Source organism: Chimaeribacter sp. YP20170169 (genome assembly GCF_056739715.1).
In genome coordinates, this window is record NZ_CP176824.1 from 206296 (window position 1) to 227228 (window position 20933).

Annotated in this window: 17 protein-coding genes; 6 read left to right on the forward strand and 11 right to left on the reverse strand. The window is 61.9% G+C overall.

Annotated features, from left to right (window positions below):
• Positions 1-693 carry an L-ribulose-5-phosphate 4-epimerase gene (locus tag ACK3SD_RS00875; RefSeq protein ID WP_481127590.1) on the forward strand — a complete coding sequence of 231 codons (693 nt, stop codon included), beginning with the start codon at positions 1-3 and terminating at the stop codon, positions 691-693.
• Between the two features lie 85 nt (positions 694-778).
• On the opposite strand, the gene malT is transcribed toward ACK3SD_RS00875, so the two are convergent.
• Complete coding sequence (malT, locus tag ACK3SD_RS00880) at positions 779-3493, reverse strand: HTH-type transcriptional regulator MalT (protein WP_481126484.1); 2715 nt, start codon at positions 3491-3493, stop codon at positions 779-781.
• A gap of 326 nt (positions 3494-3819) precedes the next feature.
• Between malT and malP the strand changes: the two genes are divergently transcribed.
• Positions 3820-6225, forward strand: a complete 2406-nt coding sequence (gene malP, locus ACK3SD_RS00885; RefSeq protein WP_481126485.1) for a maltodextrin phosphorylase — start codon at positions 3820-3822, stop codon at positions 6223-6225.
• A gap of 9 nt (positions 6226-6234) precedes the next feature.
• On the forward strand, positions 6235-8316 hold the full coding sequence (malQ, locus tag ACK3SD_RS00890) for a 4-alpha-glucanotransferase (protein WP_481126486.1): 2082 nt from the start codon (positions 6235-6237) through the stop codon (positions 8314-8316).
• 66 nt (positions 8317-8382) lie between these two features.
• On the opposite strand, the gene nfuA is transcribed toward malQ, so the two are convergent.
• Together nfuA and gntX are read right to left on the reverse strand one after the other, a co-directional pair.
• Positions 8383-8958: a Fe-S biogenesis protein NfuA gene (gene nfuA, locus ACK3SD_RS00895; RefSeq protein ID WP_137761880.1), complete on the reverse strand. Its 576-nt coding sequence runs from the start codon at positions 8956-8958 to the stop codon at positions 8383-8385.
• A gap of 59 nt (positions 8959-9017) precedes the next feature.
• Complete coding sequence (gntX, locus tag ACK3SD_RS00900; RefSeq protein ID WP_481127591.1) at positions 9018-9695, reverse strand: DNA utilization protein GntX; 678 nt, start codon at positions 9693-9695, stop codon at positions 9018-9020.
• Between the two features lie 46 nt (positions 9696-9741).
• Here gntX and bioH point away from each other — a divergent pair, with 46 nt between their 5' ends.
• The 3 genes from bioH (at position 9742) to ACK3SD_RS00915 (ending at position 12131) form a co-directional block, all read left to right on the forward strand.
• A complete protein-coding gene (gene bioH, locus ACK3SD_RS00905) occupies positions 9742-10536 on the forward strand; it encodes a pimeloyl-ACP methyl ester esterase BioH (RefSeq protein ID WP_481126487.1) in 795 nt (264 codons plus the stop codon).
• Positions 10537-10750: 214 nt separating this feature from the next.
• A complete protein-coding gene (locus ACK3SD_RS00910) occupies positions 10751-11011 on the forward strand; it encodes a YdgH/BhsA/McbA-like domain containing protein (protein WP_481127592.1) in 261 nt (86 codons plus the stop codon).
• A 97-nt stretch (positions 11012-11108) separates the two neighbouring features.
• The gene (locus ACK3SD_RS00915; RefSeq protein ID WP_481126488.1) at positions 11109-12131 is read left to right on the forward strand and encodes a LacI family DNA-binding transcriptional regulator; all 1023 of its coding nucleotides are present in this window, start codon (positions 11109-11111) and stop codon (positions 12129-12131) included.
• A 50-nt stretch (positions 12132-12181) separates the two neighbouring features.
• Here the strand turns inward: ACK3SD_RS00915 and ACK3SD_RS00920 are convergent, their stop codons facing one another.
• Genes ACK3SD_RS00920 through ACK3SD_RS00955 form a run of 8 tightly spaced genes read right to left on the reverse strand, consistent with a single transcriptional unit; the run spans position 12182 to position 20862 of the window.
• Positions 12182-13273, reverse strand: a complete 1092-nt coding sequence (locus tag ACK3SD_RS00920) for an ABC transporter ATP-binding protein (protein ID WP_481126489.1) — start codon at positions 13271-13273, stop codon at positions 12182-12184.
• Between the two features lie 2 nt (positions 13274-13275).
• Complete coding sequence (gene pgmB / locus ACK3SD_RS00925; RefSeq protein WP_481126490.1) at positions 13276-13980, reverse strand: beta-phosphoglucomutase; 705 nt, start codon at positions 13978-13980, stop codon at positions 13276-13278.
• 9 nt (positions 13981-13989) lie between these two features.
• Entirely contained in the window at positions 13990-16239 is a 2250-nt protein-coding gene (locus tag ACK3SD_RS00930) for a glycosyl hydrolase family 65 domain-containing protein (protein ID WP_481126491.1), read from the reverse strand.
• Positions 16236-17291: a Gfo/Idh/MocA family protein gene (locus tag ACK3SD_RS00935; protein WP_481127593.1), complete on the reverse strand. Its 1056-nt coding sequence runs from the start codon at positions 17289-17291 to the stop codon at positions 16236-16238. The genes ACK3SD_RS00930 and ACK3SD_RS00935 overlap by 4 nt, the downstream gene beginning before the upstream one ends.
• Positions 17292-17311: 20 nt before the next feature.
• Positions 17312-18103: a sugar phosphate isomerase/epimerase family protein gene (locus ACK3SD_RS00940; RefSeq protein WP_481126492.1), complete on the reverse strand. Its 792-nt coding sequence runs from the start codon at positions 18101-18103 to the stop codon at positions 17312-17314.
• A 27-nt stretch (positions 18104-18130) separates the two neighbouring features.
• Entirely contained in the window at positions 18131-19183 is a 1053-nt protein-coding gene (locus ACK3SD_RS00945) for a zinc-dependent alcohol dehydrogenase (protein ID WP_481126493.1), read from the reverse strand.
• A gap of 28 nt (positions 19184-19211) precedes the next feature.
• Positions 19212-20057, reverse strand: coding sequence for a carbohydrate ABC transporter permease (locus ACK3SD_RS00950; RefSeq protein WP_481126494.1), 846 nt, complete (start codon positions 20055-20057; stop codon positions 19212-19214).
• Positions 20044-20862: a carbohydrate ABC transporter permease gene (locus ACK3SD_RS00955; protein ID WP_240775795.1), complete on the reverse strand. Its 819-nt coding sequence runs from the start codon at positions 20860-20862 to the stop codon at positions 20044-20046. The genes ACK3SD_RS00950 and ACK3SD_RS00955 overlap by 14 nt, the downstream gene beginning before the upstream one ends.
• Between the last annotated feature and the right edge of the window lie 71 nt (positions 20863-20933).

Genomic DNA, 20933 nt, shown 5'->3' on the forward strand with positions numbered 1-20933 from the left:
TTGGACGCACTGAAACAGCAAGTCTTTGAGGCCAACATGACACTGCCAGCCCATCGGCTGGTGACCTTTACTTGGGGCAATGTCAGCGGGATTGATCCCACACGGCAGTGGATGGTGATCAAGCCAAGCGGGGTGCGCTATGAGCATCTCCGTCCAGAGGATATGGTCGTGGTGGATATGGCGGGCAAGGTGGTAGAGGGGCGCTACCGGCCCTCCTCGGATACCGCGACCCACCTGGCGCTCTATCGCCACTATCCGTCGCTGGGCGGCATCGTGCATACCCACTCCACCTATGCCACTGCTTGGGCGCAGGCAGAGCGGGCGATCCCGGCGTTGGGGACCACCCATGCCGACTACTTTTTTGGGGAGATCGCCTGCACCCGCCCCCTGCGGCGCTGGGAAGTAGAGGGGGAGTATGAGCAGCAGACCGGGCAGGTGATCATTGAAACCGTCGGGCCGACAGAGGCGCTGCTCAGGCCGGGTGTGGTCGTCAGCCAGCATGGCCCATTCTGCTGGGGGCGATCGCCGGATGAGGCGGTACACAATGCGGTGGTGCTGGAGGAGGTTGCGAAAATGGCCTGGCTTGCCCACAGCCTTAACCCGACACCGCGCCCGTTGGATACCTTTTTGCTGGAGAAACACTTCCTGCGCAAACATGGTGCCACCGCCTACTACGGCCAGTCGGAGTCTTAAGAGGAGAGTGGGCCGCCGAGGGCGGCCCACTGTCGGGCAGAGCGTAGCTATCAAGCAAAACAGACCGGCAAAACAGAATTGTCGGTCAGGCGCTGTAGCCAATCAGCTGCATCAGGCGTTGTGCCTGTACCACGGCCTCCTGACGGTGGGTGACGCCCAGCTTCTGGTAGAGGTTGCGGATATGGGTTTTGATGGTGGTGGCTGCCACATCCAGTTCACCTGCAATCTGGTCGTTGCTGTAGCCGGAGTAGATTAGCCCCAGTACCTGCCATTCACGTTGGGTCAGCGGGCTGGTGCGGATTAGCTCCGGGACGTGAGGGTGGGTCAGCAATTTCACCACAAAGTGTTCGTCAAAGTGGGCGAACTTGTGGCGATGGTGCTGGTTAATGTCTCGCAGGATGCGTTGCGCCCGGTGCTGCTCCAGCTCCGGCAGGGCATTGAGCTGAATAAGCTGGCGCAACTGCTGGGCCATCAACTCACCCTCAATCACAAAGTGGCTAATAAAGCCGGTGCGGTTGGCGAGCGTCAATGCCTCCATCAGCGCCTTTTGGGCCTCAACCTTGCGTTCAGTTAGCCAGTAAAGGCGGTTGATAATCAGCAGGTTGCGGTTAAGGTCGCTGTAGAGTTTCAACCGACGGGCGTTGTCATTTAGCTCATCCAACACCACCTCCACCTCATCGTACTGGCCGAGCAAAATTTGGGTGCGGGCAATGTTGCGCCACTGCCCTTGCAGGAAGTGGTTGTCCGCCATGCCCGGTTTTTCGGCGTGGCGCAGCCAGTTGGCGGCGGCCGCGACGTCATTGGTCATCTGCCAGTAGATCACCCGTGCCTTGTCGGCATTGGTCAGCCAGTCGCGGTGATAGGCACCGCCCAGCAGCAGGGTTTCACAACTCTGCAGATGGCGGTGCGCATTGTCCAGATCGCCGCGCGCCAGCGAGCACTTCGCCAGCATCGCCAGACACTGCAACTGGTGCTGCGGCTGGTAGTTGTTCAATACCTCCAGCCCCTGGCGCGCCGCGCCTTCGGCTTCGTCCAGCCGCGCCCATGACCAGAGCAGCTGGGCGCGCAGGCGCAGTAAAAACTCATGCAGCGGCAACTGCTCAAGGTGCTGCTCGCGCACTAGTTCAAAGGCTTTGTCCTGCATCTCAAAGGCGGCTTGCAGGAAACCTTGGGCAATCAGGATCTCGCTCTGCTGCAGCAGTGCCCACAGGGCGTAGTGGGTAACCTCATGGCGGCGGGCCATCTGCTCCGTTTGCTGCATCATCGGCAGCGCGCGCGCCAGTTCACCTTTGCAGTGGTGTACCTCACCGGTCACGGAGGTGGCAACGATGCGGCTGTAGTAACTGGAGAGCGGCAGGAACTTCAGGGCCTCGCCAGCGAGGTGTTCGGCCTCTTCCGGCTGGCCAGAGGTGATGGCGACCTGCGCCCGCAGGGCGTCGAACTCAGCGGCGAGGGTTCTGTCCACCGCCAGGTGTTGTGCCTGCATCGCGTCGGCGGCACGGGCCAGCAGGGTGTCCACCTCAGCAAAGCGGTGCTGGCTCTGCGCTAGCCACGCCTGCAACAGTGCCAGCTTGGGGCTTTGTACCAGACGCTCATAGGGCAGGGCATTCAGGCACTGCTCCAGCAGGGCCAGCTCGCTCTGGTTGAATAGCATCCAGCCGTGCTGCAACAGGATGTCGCGCAGCATCTCGACGTCGCCAGCGGCCAGCGCATGGTGGATCGCCTCCGCCGGGAAACCCAGCGCCAGCCAGCCCTCGGCGGCACTGCGGTGGATGGCCGGCAGCTCCAGCGCCAGCTCCCACTGGCAGCGCTGGCGCAGGAAGGCGGCGAACAGCGGGTGGAAACAGAACCACTCGCCGCTGTCATCCATGCGATGGATAAATAGCCCCTGCCGTTCCAGCTCCTCCAGCCGCTGCTGGCCGTAATCCTCGCCGGTCAGGCGGACGATCAGCGCGTCGTTCATTGAGCGCAGCACCGAACAGCGCAGCAGGAAGTGGCGGGTATCGACGTCGATACGGTCCAGCACCTCATCCACCAGATAGTCGTTCAAGTGGCTGGCGTTCAGCCCCGCCAGCTTCTGGGCAGATTTTTGGGCCGACGCGCCGGACTGCCGGGCGGAGAGGGCGATCAGTTGCAGGGCGGTCGCCCACCCCTCCACGTCGTCACACAGGCGGCTGCTGTCACCCTGCTCGAGCGGCACGTGCAGGCGGCAGTCAAAGAACTGCTTGGCCTCCTGATGGGTAAAGGCCAGTTGGGCACTGCCCAGCTCCAGCAACTGGTCGCGCACCCGCAGGTTGGCGATGCCGAGCGGCGGCAGCGAGCGTGAGAGCAGCACCAGCGTCAGGTTCTCCGGCTGGTGGCGCAGGAAGAAGCGCATCGCCTCGTGGATCGCCTCATTGGTGATCAGGTGGTAGTCATCAATCACCAGATAGAGCGGGCGGTGCCACTCGCTCAGATCGATGAAGAGTTGGGCAAACAGGGCGGAGAGGCTGGCGTACTGGTGTTTCTGGCTCATCGCCTCGCTTTTGCTGCAATAGCCGCCGGTGGCTTGCTGGATGGCGGCGACCAGATAGTGGACAAAGCGCTCGGGCTGGTTGTCGCTCTCATCCAGCGAATACCAGCCCAGTTCGGCGATGTCGGCGGCCCACTGCGCCACCAGCGTGGTTTTTCCGTAGCCAGCCGGGCAATTTACCAGGGCTAACCGGTAATTTGCCGCGCTGGCCAGTTTGTTCAACAGACGTTCGCGCACCACAGTATTTTGCAACCGCACCGGGCGGCTGAGTTTGGACGGGATTAGCATGACGTCTCCATCTTTTCTGGCAACGAAGGGGAGGGAGAAAAAGGGTGCAATTCATAACTCATGATTATTTTACAACTCGTAATTAATCATTAGCCGCTAAGGTCTGATAAGCCACTTTCTAATGCAATAACTGCCCCTTTTCTGGTGATGGTTAGTTGCAGTGGATCACAAATTACGGCTACTTACGGCTACGCCCTGCTTCTCATCCCCAGCTAAGCCCCCGCCGGGATGATGCCCTGACCGCGTGCGCTCGGCAGGATAGCGGGACGCCACACCCATCCACATCGCCTTATCCCATTGTTCAACTACAGGAATGAGAGTTGCTTATGTCACAGCCCACTTTTAAGAAGGATGTCTTTTTGGCGGCCCTGGCACGCCAGTGGCATCATTTTGGCCTGCATGCTGCCGAAGAGATGACTTCTCATCAGTGGTGGCAGGCCGTCAGCGCGGCGGTTGCCGAGCAGACGGCGGCGCAACCGCTGCCGGAAAAAGCCGCCCAGGTACAGCGGCATGTGAACTATATCTCCATGGAGTTTTTGATTGGCCGCCTGACCGGCAACAATCTCATCAACCTGGGTTGGTATGACGACATCGCCGAGGCGTTGCAGGGCTTCAACGTATCGCTGAGTGACATCCTGGAGCAGGAGGTAGATCCGGCGCTCGGCAACGGTGGGCTGGGGCGGCTTGCGGCCTGCTTCCTCGATTCAATGGCGACCCTTAACCAGCCGGCGATTGGCTATGGCCTGAACTACCAATACGGCCTGTTTCGCCAGAGCTTTGTCGAGGGCCGCCAGCATGAGGAGCCAGATATCTGGCAGCGTGAGAGCTACCCGTGGTTTGCCCATAATGCGGCGCTGGCGGTGGACGTGGGGATCGGCGGCACGCTAGAGAAGCAGGCCGATGGCCGGGTGGTGTGGCGCCCGGAGCTGACGTTGCGCGGTGAGGCGTGGGATCTGCCGGTGATCGGCTACCGCAACGGCATGAGCCAGCCGCTGCGCCTGTGGGAGGCGACCCACCCGCACCCGTTCGACCTGGGCAAATTCAATGACGGCGACTTCCTACATGCCGAACAGCGCGGCATTGAGGCCGCGAAGCTGACCAAGGTGCTCTACCCGAATGACAACCATCAGGCCGGCAAACGCCTGCGCCTGATGCAGCAATATTTCCAGTGCGCCTGCTCGGTGGCCGACATCCTACGCCGCCACCACTTGGCGGGCCGCGCGCTGGCGGAGCTGCCGGATTACGAGGTGATCCAACTCAACGATACCCACCCGACCATCGCCATCCCGGAGCTGGTGCGCATCCTGCTGGACGAGCACCAGCTGGGCTGGGATGAGGCGTGGGCCATCACCAGCCGCACCTTCGCCTACACCAACCATACGCTGATGCCAGAGGCGCTGGAGTGCTGGGATGAGCGACTGGTGCGCAGCCTGTTACCGCGCCACTTCGCCATCATCAAGCAGATCAACGACAAGTTTAAAAAGCAGGTGGAGAAGCAGTGGCCGGGCGACGAGGCGGTGTGGGCCAAGCTGGCGGTGCGTCACGACAAACAGGTGCGCATGGCGAACCTCTGCGTGGTGGCCGGTTTTGCGGTGAATGGCGTGGCGGCGCTGCACTCGGATCTGGTGGTGAAGGATCTCTTCCCGGAGTACCACCAGCTGTGGCCGCAGAAGTTCCACAACGTCACCAACGGCATCACGCCGCGCCGCTGGCTGAAGCAGTGCAACCCGGCACTTTCGGCGCTGATTGATGAGACGCTCCAGACCGAGTGGGTGACCGATCTTGACGCGCTGAAGGGGCTGGAACCCTATGCCGACGACGCCGCTTTCCGGGAGAAATTCCGCCAAATCAAGCACCGCAACAAAGAGGCATTGGCCGCCTACGTCAAGGCGAGCACCGGCATTGTCATCAGCCCGGATGCGATTTTTGACATCCAGATCAAACGCCTGCATGAGTACAAACGCCAGCACCTGACGCTGCTGCACATCATCGCGCTCTATCAGGAGATCCTGCACAACAAACAGTATGACCGCCTGCCGCGCGTGTTCCTGTTTGGGGCCAAAGCCGCGCCGGGTTACTACCTGGCGAAAAACATCATCTATGCGATCAACAAGGTGGCAGAGAAGATCAACCACGATCCGCGTGTGAAAGATCGGCTGAAAGTGGTGTTTATCCCGGACTACAAGGTGTCGGTGGCGGAACTGATGATCCCGGCGGCCGATGTCTCCGAACAGATCTCCACTGCCGGTAAGGAGGCATCCGGTACTGGCAACATGAAGCTGGCGCTCAACGGCGCGCTGACGGTTGGCACGCTGGATGGCGCCAACGTGGAGATTGCCGAGCAGGTGGGCGAGGAGAATATCTTTATCTTCGGCAATACCGTGGAGCAGGTGAAGGCGCTGAAGGCCAGTGGCTACGATCCAGTGAAGTGGCGCAAGAAGGACAAGACCCTGAACGCGGTATTGAAAGCGCTGGAAAGCGGCGAGTTCAGCAACGGTGACAAGCAGGCATTCGACATGCTACTCGGCAGTTTGCTGGGCGGCGGCGATCCCTATCTGGTGCTGGCTGATTTCGCGGCCTACGGCGAGGCGCAGCAGAAGGTGGATGCCCTGTATCGCGATCAGGAGGAGTGGACCCGCCGGGCGATTCTGAATACCGCGCGGGTTGGGATCTTCAGCTCAGACCGGTCGATCCGTGACTACCAGCAGCGTATCTGGCAAGCCAAACGGTAAGGGGCGCGCATGGACGAGAAACAGATCGATCACGCGGCGACGCTGGCGGGCATCTCCGCCAGCTTTATCAACGCTCACGGCAAACTCCAGGCGATCCCTGCAGCCACCAAGCTGAAACTGCTGACGGCGATGGGGCGCGAGGAGGGGCCGCCGTCGGCCGTCGGGCCGCTGCCGCCGGTCAAGGTATTTACCTTCGGTCTCCCGATGTCTTTGCCGCTGGCGGGCAAGGGGGATTTCAGCTGGGTGTTGGAGCAGGAGGATGGTAGCCGGGTGGAGGGACGCGCCAGCGGGCGCAAGTCCATCTCGCTGCCGGCGCGGCTACCGGCGGGTTACCACCAGCTGACGCTGGAGCAAAAGGGGCAGCGCTGGGGGTGCCGCATCATCGTCGCGCCAAAACGCTGCTATGAGCCAGAGGCGCTGCTGACCGGCAAAAAACTGTGGGGCGCCTGTGTGCAGCTCTACACCCTGCGCTCGGAAAACAACTGGGGGATCGGGGATTTCGGTGACCTGCGGCTGATGCTGGAGGAGACAGCGCGGCGCGGCGGGGCGTTCATTGGCCTCAACCCGATCCATGCCCTCTACCCGGCAATGCCGGAGAGCGCCAGCCCCTACAGCCCTTCTTCCCGTCGCTGGCTCAACATTGTGTATATCGACGTTAACGCGGTGGACGAGTTCCGCCACAGCGAGGCGGCCCAGCGCTGGTGGCACACGCCGGAGACCCAAGCGGCGCTGGAAAGGGCGCGCGCCGCCGAGTGGGTGGAGTACAGCACGGTCACGGCGCTCAAGCTGGCCGCGCTGCGGCAGGCCTTTCCACTGTTTGAGAACCTGCCCGCCAGCCATGCGCGCAAGCGCGCCTACCTGCACTTTGTGGCACAGGGCGGCAGTAGCCTGCGCCAGCAGGCGGCCTTCGATGCCTTGCATGAGCGGTTGATGCAGGAGGAGGAGGGCCGCTGGGGGTGGCCAGCCTGGCCGGAGCAGTACCGTGACGGCGTGGAGGCCGCCGAGGCCTTCTACCTCTCCCACCGGGCGGAGGTGGAGTTCTACCAGTGGTTGCAGTGGCTGGCGCACAGCCAGTTCGCGGCCTGCTATGCCCATAGCGAAGCGCTGGGGATGCCGATTGGCCTCTATCGCGATCTGGCGGTAGGCGTGTCGGAGGGCGGCGCGGAGACCTGGTGTGACCGCGAACTCTACTGCCTGCGGGCGTCAGTCGGCGCGCCACCTGACATCCTTGGCCCGCTTGGGCAGAACTGGGGCCTGCCGCCGATGGACCCGAACGTGATGATGACGCGCGGCTACCAGCCCTTTATCGATCTGCTGCGCGCCAACATGACTGACTGCGGCGCGCTGCGCATTGACCATGTGATGGCGCTGCTGCGCCTCTGGTGGATACCCTATGGCGAAGGCGCGGCGCAGGGTGCCTATGTGCAGTACCCGGTGGACGACCTGCTGGCGGTGCTGGCACTGGAGAGCCAACGCCATCGTTGCATGGTGATTGGTGAGGATCTGGGCACGGTGCCGGTGGAGATTGTCGCGCGCCTGCGTGACAGCGGCGTCTACTCCTACAAGGTGCTCTACTTCGAGCATGACCGTGACAACATCTACCGCGCGCCGCAATCCTACCCGGTACAGGCGATGGCCACCGCCACCACCCACGACCTGCCGACGCTGCGCGGTTTCTGGCAGAGCGGTGATTTGATGCTGGGCCACAAGCTGGGGCTTTACCCGGATAAAGTGGTGTTCGCCGGGCTGCTGATGGATCGTGAGAAGGCGCGCCAGGGGCTGCTCAATGGCCTGCACCAGTATGGCTGCGTGCCGAAAAAACTGGGCCACAAAGCCTCGATGATGGCGATGTCACAGACGTTAAACCGCGGTATGCAGCGCTACATCGCAGACAGCGCCAGCGCGCTGCTGGGGCTGCAACCGGAGGATTGGCTGGATATGGAGATGCCGGTCAATATCCCCGGCACCACCGACCAATACCCCAACTGGCGGCGCAAACTCACCGTGACGCTGGAGGAGATGTTTGCTGACCAGCGTGTTAACCGGCTACTGAAGGATCTCGATAAGCGGCGGCGCAAGGTGTCGGTGTAAATCGGCCGCTGTAGAAAAACCAAAGGGCGCCATAAGGCGCCCTTTTTACGATCGGCTGGATGCAGATCAATAGTAGGAGTGCTCGCCGCGCTGGTGCTCGGTCAGGTCACGCACGCCTTTCAGTTCCGGGAAGGTGTTCAGCAGCTCCTTCTCGATCCCCTCTTTCAAGGTGACGTCGACCATTGAACAGCCGTTGCAGCCGCCGCCGAATTGCAGGATGGCGTAACCCTCATCGGTGATCTCCATCAGCGATACGCGGCCACCGTGGCCAGCCAGCTGCGGGTTGATTTTGGATTGCAGCTCATACTCCACGCGCTCCATCAGCGGGGCGTCGTCCGAGACCTTACGCATTTTGGCGTTCGGCGCTTTCAGCGTCAGCTGCGAGCCAAGCTGGTCAGTGACGAAGTCAATCTCCGCCTCGTCCAGGTAGGGCGCGCTCAGCTCATCCACGTAAGCGGAGAGCTTTTCGAATTTCAGTTCCGTGTCAGTGGCTTCCACGGCGTCCGGCGGGCAGTAGGAGACCCCACACTCGGCGGTTGGCGTACCTGGGTTAATGACAAATACGCGAATCTGAGTGCCTTCTTCCTGATTTGCCAGCAGTTTGGCAAAGTGCGCTTGGGCTGCGTCGGTAATACGGATCATAGCATTCACTCAATAGTTGACTTCTCTAGTAGGTTATAATACGCCCAATACCCATATCACTACAAGGTGCGGCACAGGCACCAGATTTGAATCGATGCCACTCCCGCACGATTGAGCAAACCGCAAATCTCCGCCACCGTACTGCCGGTGGTCACCACGTCATCCACCAGCGCCACATGCAGGCCCGCTAGATCTTGTGCACAGCGGAACGCGCCGCGCAGGTTGCGCCGCCGCCGGACGGCGGTCAGCTCGCGCTGCGAGGGCGTCACGCGGCAGCGCATCAACGTATCCGGCTGCCAGTCGCACCCCAGCCAGTGTGCCAGCGGGCGCGCCAACAGGTCTGACTGGTTATAGCCGCGCCGCCACTGCCGTCGACGGTGCAGCGGCACGCTGATTAGCCGATCCGGGCGCAGCGCCCGCCCCTCACGCCGTGCCGCCAGCCAACGTAGCAGCAGCAGGCGCGCCAGCACCAGCGCCAGTTCCGGCGCGCCGCTGAATTTCAGCCGGTGCACCAGGGTGCTGAGCGGCGGGGCGAAGTCAGTGACGGCCAGCAGCGACTGCCACGGCGGCGGGCGGCGCAGGCAGCGGCCGCAGGGGAGATCGGGCGTGGCGGGTAGCCCGCAGCGTGGGCAGGCCGGCGGCATCACCAGATGGCGCAGGCAGCAGGCGCAGAAGCCGTGACGGCTGAGGTGCAGCGGCATTTCACATAGCCAACAGAGGCCGCCGATTGTTAGCATACTCATTTTTGCCTCCTTGCAGAGCATAACGACAGGACAATAACCTATGGCGCAGCTTTACTGGCAGACAATTGGCGAAGGCGATCGCGATCTTGTGCTGCTTCACGGATGGGGATTGAATGCCGAGGTATGGCAACAGACGCTGGTGCGACTCGCGCCGCATTTCCGTCTGCATCTGGTTGATCTGCCGGGCTATGGGCGCAGCAGCGATTATCCGGCGCTCTCGCTGGCGGAGATGGCGGCAGAGGTACGGGCTGCCGCACCGGCCCGCGCCATTTGGATGGGGTGGTCGCTGGGCGGGCTGGTAGCCAGCCAGGTGGCGCTGGACGCGCCGGAGCAGGTTGAGGCGCTGGTGACCGTCGCCTCCTCACCCTGCTTTGCCGCAAGCGAGGGGTGGCCGGGCATCAAGCCGGAGGTGTTGCAGGGGTTCCAGCACCAGCTGAGCGAGAATTTCCAGCGCACCGTGGAGCGCTTTTTGGCGTTGCAGACACTGGGCACCGAAAGTGCGCGGCAGGATGCACGCCTGCTGAAGGCGGTGGTGTTGGCGCAGCCGATGCCCTCTGTGGAGGTGCTCAATGGCGGGCTGGCGATCCTGCAACAGGCCGATTTGCGCGCGCCGTTGCGTTCGCTGTGCTGCCCATTCCTGCGCATCTATGGGCATCTGGATGGGCTGGTGCCGCGCAAAATCGTGCCGCAGCTTGATGCCATCTGGCCGCAGTCGTGCTCGGTGATCATGGAGAAGGCGGCCCACGCGCCCTTTGTCTCCCACCCCGATGCGTTCAGCGACATTGTGCTGGACTTCCTCACGTCCGACGCTTTTCTTGCGCCAAAGAATGGATAATTTCAAAAACTCGCTAATAATTAATCGGGTAAGTGACTGACAGACAACATGAAGCTGCGGGTCGCCTGATGAATAGATGGTGCCCGTCCGCATGATGGCGGGGTTCATTCGCATTAGGATGATGCTTTCCCCTTCGGTCCTTTGCCTGTTTCTGACTGTTTTCTTAAACACTCAACATTCTAGCGAGGGTAGGGTTATGAAATTGATTTCCAAGATGAAAACGTCTGTGATTACCGCCACCGTGCTGGCTGGCACGCTCTCTTTCAGCGCACTGGCAGCGCAAGAGATCTCCAAGGAGGAGGCGACCAAGTATGAGAAAGTGGGGACAGTAAGCACCACTGCTGAAACGACATCGCCGATGGATGCCAAAGAGGAACTCTCCAAACTGGCGGATGAGAAGGGCGGCAAATACTTTGTGGTGATTGCTGGCCGTGAACATGGCAAAGTCAGTGCCATTGCTGAAGTGTATAAATAACCGCTTTCCGGGCGCCGTCGTGGCGCCTTTTCCCATGCCTCTTCTCCTGCCAGCGCGTATAATCCAATCTCCTCTTATTCCATAAGGTTACTCCGCAGTGGCAGCGACGATTTATGACATTGCACGGCTAGCGAAGGTCTCCAAATCGACCGTTTCGCGGGTTCTCAACAACCAATCCAACATTTCGGCGCAAGCCCGTGACCAGGTGATGCAGGCCATCGCGGAACTGAACTACCAGCCGAGCAAACTGGCGCGCGCGCTGACCTCCTCCGGCTTCGATGCCATCATGGTGATCTCCACCCGTCCAACGCGCACCACGCTGGGCAACCCCTTCTTTGCCGAGATCGTCCACGCCATCGCCTCGCGGGCGGAGGAGGAGGGCTTCGACCTGATCCTGCAAACCTCGAAAAACAGCGAGGAGGATCTGCAAAAGTGTCTGGTGAAGATCCGTGAGAAGATGGTGAAGGGGATCATCATGCTCAGCTCGCCGGCGGATGAGACCTTTTTCCAGCAGCTGGACGGCTATGCCATCCCGGTGGTGGTGATTGGCCGCGTTGAGGGGCAGTACCAGCACATTTTCTCGGTCGATACCGACAATTTCCACGACAGTTACCGCATGACGCAGGCGTTGATTGCCGAGGGGCACCGCGCCATCGCTTGCCTGCACGCCTCATTGAATTACCATGTCTCGATTGACCGGCTGGCGGGGTATCGTCAGGCGATGGCCGACGCCCAGTTGCCGATTGCGCCCGGCTGGGTGCTGGATGGCGGCAATAGCGTGGAGGAGGCCTATCAGGCGGCCTGCCGGCTGTTTGCGCTGCCGGTATTGCCGACCGCCGTGCTGGCGACGGATGCACTAAAGATCCTCAGCCTCTACCGGGCGGCGCAGGAGCGCGGCTGTGCCATTCCGGCGCAACTGTCGGTTATGGGCTACAGCAACAGCAGCATTTCACCCCTGCTAACGCCGCCCCTGACCGGCATTGACGTGCCGACCGCCCAACTCGGCTGGCAGGGGTGTGATGTGCTGTTTGCCTGCATCGCCGGGCAGAGCCTGCCGCAGCAGCATCGGCGGGTGACGACCGATCTGCGTCAGGCAGGCTCTACCGCGCCGCCCGGTTAAGCGCATAAAAAAAGGGAAGGCATCGCGCCTTCCCTTCTGCCATTCGCGGTTCAATCCCGCGTTGGGATCACCTGCTCCGTCTCGCTGTCGAAGAAGTGGGCGAGGCCCATATCCATCGTCAGCCCCAGATGGGTCCCGGCATGGATGTCGCACTGCGCATCGGTACGCACCACCAGTTCGTGGCCGCCAATTTGGCAGTAGAGCATAAACTCCGCGCCGGTCAGTTCGGCGACGGTGACGGTTGCTTCCACCTGCTGCGCGCCCGGTTTCGCCAGGAAAATGGACTCCGGACGAATGCCCAGGATCAACGGCTTGCGCTGGTAACCGGCGGCATTCAGGCGCGCCAGCGCCTCCTCTGGCACCGGAATGTGCAGGCTTTCAGTGACGAAGTGCGCGCCATCCAGTGCGCCGCGCACGAAGTTCATCGCTGGCGAGCCAATAAAGCCGGCGACGAACATATTGCAGGGGCGGTTATAGATGGTTTTCGGGCTACCGACCTGCTGCACAATGCCATCCTTCATCACCACAATCCGCGTCGCCATGGTCATCGCCTCGGTCTGGTCATGGGTAACGTAGATCATGGTGGTGTTGAGCTTCTGGTGCAGCTTGCTGATCTCGGCGCGCATCTGCACGCGCAGCTTGGCGTCGAGGTTGGAGAGCGGTTCATCCATCAGGAACACTTTGGCATCGCGCACGATGGCGCGGCCAAGCGCCACGCGCTGCCGCTGGCCGCCGGAGAGGGCGCTTGGGCGGCGTTGCAGCAGATCCTTCAGCCCCAGAATCTGCGCGGCATAGGCCACGCGCCGCTCAATCTCCGCTTTGTCGATGTCCATCAGCTTCAGCGCAAAGGCCATGTTGTCGTAGACCGACATGTGCGGGTAGAGCGCATAGTTCTGGAACACCATCGCGATGCCACGGTTTTTGGCCGCAACGTCGTTCATGCGCTCGCCATCAATCAGCAGGTCGCCTTCACTGATCTCCTCCAGCCCGGCGATCATCCGCAGCGTGGTGGACTTGCCGCAGCCAGAGGGGCCAACGAAGACGATGAACTCTTTATCCTCAATCTCCAGACAAAAATCTTTCACCACATGGACATTGTTCGGGTAGATCTTCTGGATATGTTTTAACGAAATATGGGCCATGTTCAGCTCCTGGTAATCAAGGTGTCAGGGCAGACCTGGGCCGCCTGCCAATGGGCCAGCAGATCCGGCCACGCCAGCTCGTCGGTGTGGTTCAGCCGGTAGTCGGCCTCTGTCAGCGTCGCGCCAATGCCGACGGAGTACATGCCGCTGGCATTGATGGCCGTAATGCCGGCCTGCGCATCCTCAATGCCGATGGACTGGCGGGGATCGACCCCCAGCCCCTGGCAGGCAGTGAGGAAAATTTCCGGGTGTGGCTTGGAGTGGCTCAGGGCGCGGGCGTCGGCGCAGAAGTCGAAGCGATCGCTCAACCCAAGCGAGGCCAGCACCTGCGGCGCATTCTCCGAGACCGATGCCAGCCCGATGCGGCAGCCGGCGGCGCGTACCGCCGCCAGCAGCGGCAGGATGCCCGGCAGGATGTCTGCCGGCGTCAGGTTCGCCAGCAACTGGCGATAGAGATCGTTCTTCTCGGTCATGAATTGCTGGCGCGCCTCCGGCGGCCAGACCTGCTCCTGCCCGCCATGACGCAGGATGCGTGCGAGGGAGTCAGCACGGTTGACGCCCTTGAGTTGCTCATTGAAGGCGCGATCGATCTCAATGCCCAGCTTCTGCGCCAGCTGCTGCCACGCCTGAAAGTGGAACTCGGCGGTGTCTGTGATGACACCGTCCAGATCAAAAATCACCGCCTGAGGGTAAGGCTGGTCACACATGTTTTTTCCTTATTGTTCAAGCGGCAGCGTCAGCTCACGCGTGACGTGGTGCAGTACGCCCTGCACCCGAATGGCGACAGGCGCGTCGCCCGCCACGTCAATGTGCAGCGCCTGACGGCTGAGGTGGATATGCAGCCGCTGGCCGTGCCAGCAGAGCGGGAAGTGCAACCCGCGCCAGTGCGGCGGCAGGCGTGGCGCCAGCGCCAGCTCCCCCTCCTGATACTCCAACCCGGCGAAGCCCATGATTGCTCCCAGCCAGATGGCGCTGATGGCAGCGGCGTGGATGCCGTCGTCACAGCTGTGTGGATCCGGGCCGAGGTCAATCTCCATCGCCTGCCGGTAGAGCGGCCAGGCGAGGTCAGCCCGGCCGGTGCGGCAGGCCACAATCGCGTGGATCGCCTTGCTCAGCGAGGAGTCATGGATGGTGCGCGGCAGGTAGTAGTCGAGGTTGGCGCGCTGCACCTCATGGCTGAACAGCGACGGCAGCAGGAAGAACAGCATGATCAGGTCGGCCTGCTTCAGCACCTGCATCTCGTTCACTTCGGCGCGCGAGTAGTCGAGCATGATGGCTTGGGTGCCTGCCACCGCTTGGTAGCGCGTCAGGTCGATGGTCGGCTTGGCCATGAAGCTGTCATCCTGCGCGATGACACCCTGCCCATCCGGCTGCGGCAGCAGGCAGCGCGCGAGGAAGTCCTGCGCCTGTGCGCGGAACGCCACATGCTCCGGGGTCTCGGGCAGGGCGCGCAGCGCCTGATCCACCGTGTAGTGCGCCAGATAGTTGGTGTAGGCGTTGTTGTTGACGTGCTCGGTGTACTCATCCGGCCCGATGACGTCATGCAGCTCCCACTGCCCGTTGACCTCGGTGGCGCGGCTGATCCAGAACTGGGCACACGCCTTCAGTAGCGCCTGTGCTTCGCGCTGGCGGAACGCCTCGTCGCCGGTGGCGTGCAGATACCCCACGGTCGCGTAGGCGATGTCCGCCACCAGATGGTGCTCCGCCAACGCGGAGGCCACCGGCTGGCGCTGGCCAGTGCGGATGTTGATCAGGCCGAACGGCGGCGTCTCCTCCTCACCGGTGAAGGCGCTCTCCCACGGGAACAGCGCACCCCGGTAACCGCACTGGGCGGCTTTCTGCTCCGCCTGCGGCAGCCGGTGGTAGCGGTAGCGCAGCAGCGAGCGCGCCGTCTCCGGCTGGGTCAGTAGGTGGTAGGGCAGGATGAAAATGTCGGTGTCCCAGAAGACGTGGCCCTTGTAGCCTTCGCCAGTCAGCCCCTTGGCGGCGACGCTGCACCGCTCGTCGTGGCTGGGGGTCATGGCCGCCAGGTGGTAAGCCGAAATATCCAGCGCCAGCTGGTCGAAGGCGTCGTCGCTCTCGACCTCAACCCGCGCCTGTCGCCACCACGCTTGCCATTGCGTCAGGCTGTCCGCGCGCAGCGCGTCGTAGCCCTTGGCCGCCTGTCCGGCCAACTGGGCCAGACAGTGTGCCTGCCAGTCAGTTGGCTCTGCGTCGCCCGGCAGGCAGACATCGACCCAACTGATCTTCTCCAGCGTTACCGGCACGCCCACGGGCAGGGTGGTGCGGAACTGCTGGATCAACTGGCGGTTCTTGGCGGCGTAACTGATCACCGCGTCGGTGGAGAGCTGGCAGAGGCTGGTGAGGATCGCTGCCATGTCCTGCTCCGGCGTGCGGTAGCAGCCCTGCAAATAGCGCTGATCCAGCACCCGCACACTCTCCTCCAGCAGATGCTGGCGGCCGCTGTTGGTCTGGGTCGCGTCAATGCCGGTAGCGAGCAGCAGGTCGGCCGGCTGATCCAGCGCGGTGAGGGTCAGGGTAGCGGCCACCAATTGATGCGGTTGGCGCGCGACAAAACGGGCGCTTTGCAGCCGGAAACGGCCGCCCTCCGGTGACTGCCACACCAACTCTCGGCGGATTTCGCCCAGCTCGGTGTCGAACTCACGCTGGTAGGAGAGCAGGATGCCGGTCAACAGTGAGAAAGGCGTGCGGCCAATCTGGATTTTGCAGCCGGTGACGTCCGGCAGGTTGACCAACTCGGCGATCTCCTGCGGCGCGGCACGGTGGTAAAAACCGGCCACATACATGCCGCGCACCTGCTCGGTGTACGCCTCCTCATGCGCGCCACGAATGCCCAGATAGCCGTTGCCACAGGTCATCAGGCTGGCGTACTTGTTCAGGTGGTGCAGATCAAAACCCGGCTCACGCAAAAGGGCGTGCGGGGAGGGGAGTGAATGCTGTTTCATAGGGTTACGCTCTCGCCCCGCTCGGCCGCCTGATAGATGGCTGCCACCAGTTGCTGGATGGCGTAGCCCTGTCGGCCATCGGCCAGCCCCTCACCGCCCAGCCCAAGCGCGCGATCCACAAAGGCTTTCATGCTCTTGTGGTGCCGCAGGCTGTCCGCTTCCTGACGTTGGTAGAGCGTCAGCAATTTGCCGCCCTCGTCGGTGTAGATGTGTGCCGGGAACAGCGTCGCGCCAGCGTCTGCGCCGCAGAACTGCACGTTCATCACCGACTCTTCCGGGATGTTCAGCGCAAACGAGGTGTCCAGCCGCAGGATGCCGCCCTGCTCTAGCTCGAGGGTGGCGAACAGCGCGTCCTCCACGGTGTACTTCTCTGGCTGCCAGCTGCCGAACAGGCCGTTGCTTTTACGGTTGCCGATTTTGCAGAACTGGTGCGCGCTGACCCGCGTGACGCGCGGGAAGCCCAGCACGTACATGGCGGCGTCCAGCATATGGATGCCGATGTCGATCAGCGGCCCGCCGCCCTGCTGCGCCTTGTCAATAAAGACGCCCCAGCCCGGCACGCCGCAGCGGCGCAGTGCGCGCGCATGGGTGACGTAGACGTCGCCCAGCATCCCCTCTGCCACCTTCTGCCGCAGCTGGCGGCAGTCGTCGGCGAAACGGTGGTGGAAATCATAGGCCAGCACCCGATCTACGCGCTCGGCGGCCTCGGCCATCGCCAGCGCCTCATGGGGCAGCATGGCGGGCGGCTTCTCGCACATCACATGGCAGCCATGTCGCAGCGCCTGCAACACCTGTTCGCTGTGGAAACGGTTGGGGGAGCAGATGCTGACCGCATCCGGCATCGCCAGACGGTACATCTCACCGGCATCGGTGTAGCTGTGTGGAATGTTATTGCGGGCGGCGAAGTCGGCGGCGCGCGACGCGTCCGTATCCACGACGGCCACCAGCGTCACATCGCGGCGGGTGGCGTAGTAGGCGGCGTGCACCTTCTCCGCCACCTGGCCCGCGCCAATAATCGCGACCCGCAAGGGTCGCGAAGAATGAGCACTCAACTGCATGTTTTTCCTGCCGATTAGCGCAAGGCGCGCAGATAGTCGAGGGAATCCTGATAGGCTTTGGCCGGATCGGCCGCCCGTACGCGGCACTCATAGACCACATAGCCGTCATAGCCATCGGCCTTGAGCTGGTTGAAGTGGCGGGCAAAGTCCAGCGAACCGCTGCCCGGCTGGTAGCGGTGGTTGTCAGCGATGTGCACATGGCCCAGCAGATCGCGGTGCTGGTGCAGCGCGGCGCTGATGTCATCCTCTTCGATGCTCATGTGGTAGAAGTCGCCGATGATTTTGGTGTGCTGGAGCTGGTTCTCTTCGATATAGCTACGGGCGTCAGCCAGCAGGTTGATCATGTGATCCTGATAGCGGTTCAGCGGCTCCAGGAAAACCGTGGTGCCGGTTTCGGCAGCCACCTGATCCAGCACTTTCAGCGAGCTGCTGACGGCCAGACGATCGCCAGCGGTGCTGCGCGGTGAGGTCATCGGCGGCAGGCGGTAGGTGAACATGCCCCAAGCGGCTGGCACGATGATGCCCTTGCCGCCCACGTCTGCCAGCGCGCGCAGAATATCGCCAATCTGCTTCAGACCATTGAGGCGGCGCTCTTCGATGAAGTCGCCAATCCAGCCGTCGTAGCCGCCACAGGCGGTGATGACCGGCAGGCCCGTCTCGGCGATGGCCGCCTTGACCTCGGCGAGGTTATTCACCAGCAATTTGCCGTCAATCTCAAAGCCATCAAAGCCCATCGCCCTGACGAATTTGAACTTCTCCAGAATGTTTTCCGGGAAGAAAGCCTGATTCTGTGTACCGATTTTCATTGCAGAATGTCCTGTGAATTCCATTTATCAGAAGGTGACGCCCATTTTGATGCTCAGTTCCGGGTGCTGATCGACGAAGCGCATGTAGCTCTCGGCGCTCTCGCTGAACGAGACAACCGGGTCGATCAGGTCACGGCAGTCGAGGTAGCCGTTCATCAGCAGCTGCCAGCAGCTGTCTTCAATGCGTTTGCGGTTCCAGCGCGGGTAGTCTGGGTTGGGTTCGCTGCACGCGCGGGAGAAGACAATGCGCGCATTGTTGAAGTGCGCCTCGCGGCCCAGATTGAAGCCTTCCGGGAAGGGTTTGGCGAACGCCACGTAGGAGATGGTGCCGCCGTAGGCCAGGCCGCGCAGCGAGGCTTGTAGCGCCTGTGCGTTGCCGCTGGTTTCGATGATCACGTCTGCGCCGCGCTTGTCGGTCAGGCGTTTGATCTCCAGTCCCAGATCGCAGGTGGTCGGGTCCAGGGCGACGTCTGCGCCATGTTTGCAAGCGATCTCGCCGCGGTGTGACAGCGGATCGACGCCAATCACCAGCGCCGCGCCTGCGCCTTTCGCCAACTGCACGGCGATCTGACCAATGGCACCGAGGCCAATCACCACCACTACGTCACCAACGCGCACATTGCCGTCACGCACGCCGCTCATGGCGAACTGTGCTGGGTCATAGCAGACGGCGTTCTGCCAGGCCGCGCCTTCCGGCATGTGGCGCAGTTTGTAGTTGTCCACGCCATTGGCGATCACCGTCTCCTGCAACGGGCCGTAGGTGCAGACGCGATCGCCCACTTGGTACTGGGTGATCTGCGCGCCGCGCTCCTCCACCACGCCCACCACCATGTTGCCAAGCGTGAAGTTGCCGAACTCAATGCCGCGTGGCTCGTTTTCACCGCGTGGCATGAACATGTTCCACTCCGGCGAAAACGCCTCGTCGATAAACGGGCTGACGTCACGGAAATCCACGACCTCGGTGCCATGTTTTGGCGCGCCAAACTGCACACGGATACGGACTTCATGGGCCTGCAACGGGCGATCCTGATACTCCACCAGTTCCGCAACACGCGGGGCGACGGCGACTAACTTCTTCATGATTACTCCTCTTAAGGTTCTGGCAGCGTCAGCCTTTGACGCCACCCTCCGTTAAATTGCCTTTGATGAATTTTTCCGACAGGGCATACATCGCGACCACCGGCAGTGCCGTGACCAGCGAGGCGGCCATCATGCGGCCCCAGATGTAGTCCGGTGTGCTGAACAGCGCGTTCAGGCCGACCGGCAGGGTGAAGTGGCCGGCGTCGGACAGGAAGATTGAGGCGAACAGGTAGTCATTCCACGCCACCATGAAGCAGTAGACGAACACCGAGATGATCCCGGAGATCGCCAGCGGCACGGTGATGTAGAAGATGATTTGCAGGCGGTTGAGGCCATCCATCATCGCGGCTTCCTCGATGTCCTTTGGAATGGTGTCGAAGTAGCTCTTCAGCATGAAAATGGCGGTCGGCAGGGTCTGCACCACCATGGTGATCACCAGCGCGGTGAGGGTGTCATACAGCCCCAGCGCCGAGATGATTTTGAACAGCGGCACCACCAGCAAAATGCCGGAGAACATATAGACGGTGTAGAAGCTGGTATTGATGGTGATACGGCCACGGAAGCGCAGGCGCGACAGGGCGTAGGCCCCCAGGATCCCCAGCAGCACCGCAATGCCGGAGGAGAGCAGCGACACGCTCAGGCTATTTTTGAAGTAAGAGACGAACGGGAAGATCGTCGGGTTAAAGATGTCCGCATAGTGCTGCCAGGTCCAGGAGGTCGGCAACAGCGTCGGGTGCAGTGAGATCGCCTCCTTGGTGCTTTTGAACGAGGTCATCAGCATGATAAAGAAGGGGAACAGCACCACCGCCAGAAAGGCGACCAGCGCCAGATAGAAGCCAGTGCTGCGCAGCAGCCTGCGTTTATTTGTTGCCATTTGGAGTCACCCGTTTTCTCGCCAGGAGGATCACAATGAAGATGATGGCGAACAGCACCACCGAGAGCGCCGCCGCTTTACCCAGGTCATTCAGCGCAAAGGCGGTTTTGTAGAGGTACACGCCCAGGATGTTGACCTTGTTGGTCAGCAGGTAGACGTCGGCGAACATGTAGAACATCCAGATGGCGCGCAGGATCACGACCGTTGCCAGCACGGGCATGATGGCCGGCAGGGTGATCATGCGGAACTTCTGCCACAGGTTGGCGCCGTCCATCTCTGCCGCCTCATACAGCGACTTGTCGATGGTCTGCAAAATGGCCAAAAACGAGATAAAGGCATAGGGGAAGTAGCGCCAGACAGCGAACAGCACCACCAGCGCAAAGCTGCTCTGCGGGTTGTCGAACCAGAGCGGCGCCCGATCAAACAGGTGCAGGATGTCGCCACCCACCCAGTTGACGATGCCGTAACCGCTGTTGAACATATATTTCCAGGCGAACACCAGCGAGATGGAGGGCGTCACGTAGGAGAGGATCACCAGCGAGCGCGCTGTCTTGCGGAAGCGGAACTCCCGGTTGAAGAACAGCGCCACGGCCAGCCCCAGCCCGGTGCTGCCCAGCACCACCAGCGCGGTGTACCAGAAGGTGACCCACAGTGAGTGGTAGAACTCCGGGTCGCTCAGGATGCTCAGGTAGTTGTCGATACCGACAAAGCGATCCTCCAGCAGTGGGTTGAGCGGCAACTTCAGGAAGCTCAGTTGCAGGTTTGCCACCATCGGGTAGACCACCAGCAGGCCGAGCAAGATCATGCTCGGCGCCAGCAGATACCACGCGAAGGCCGTATCCGTTTTTAAACGTTTCCCCAGCCCTGCGCGTTTTG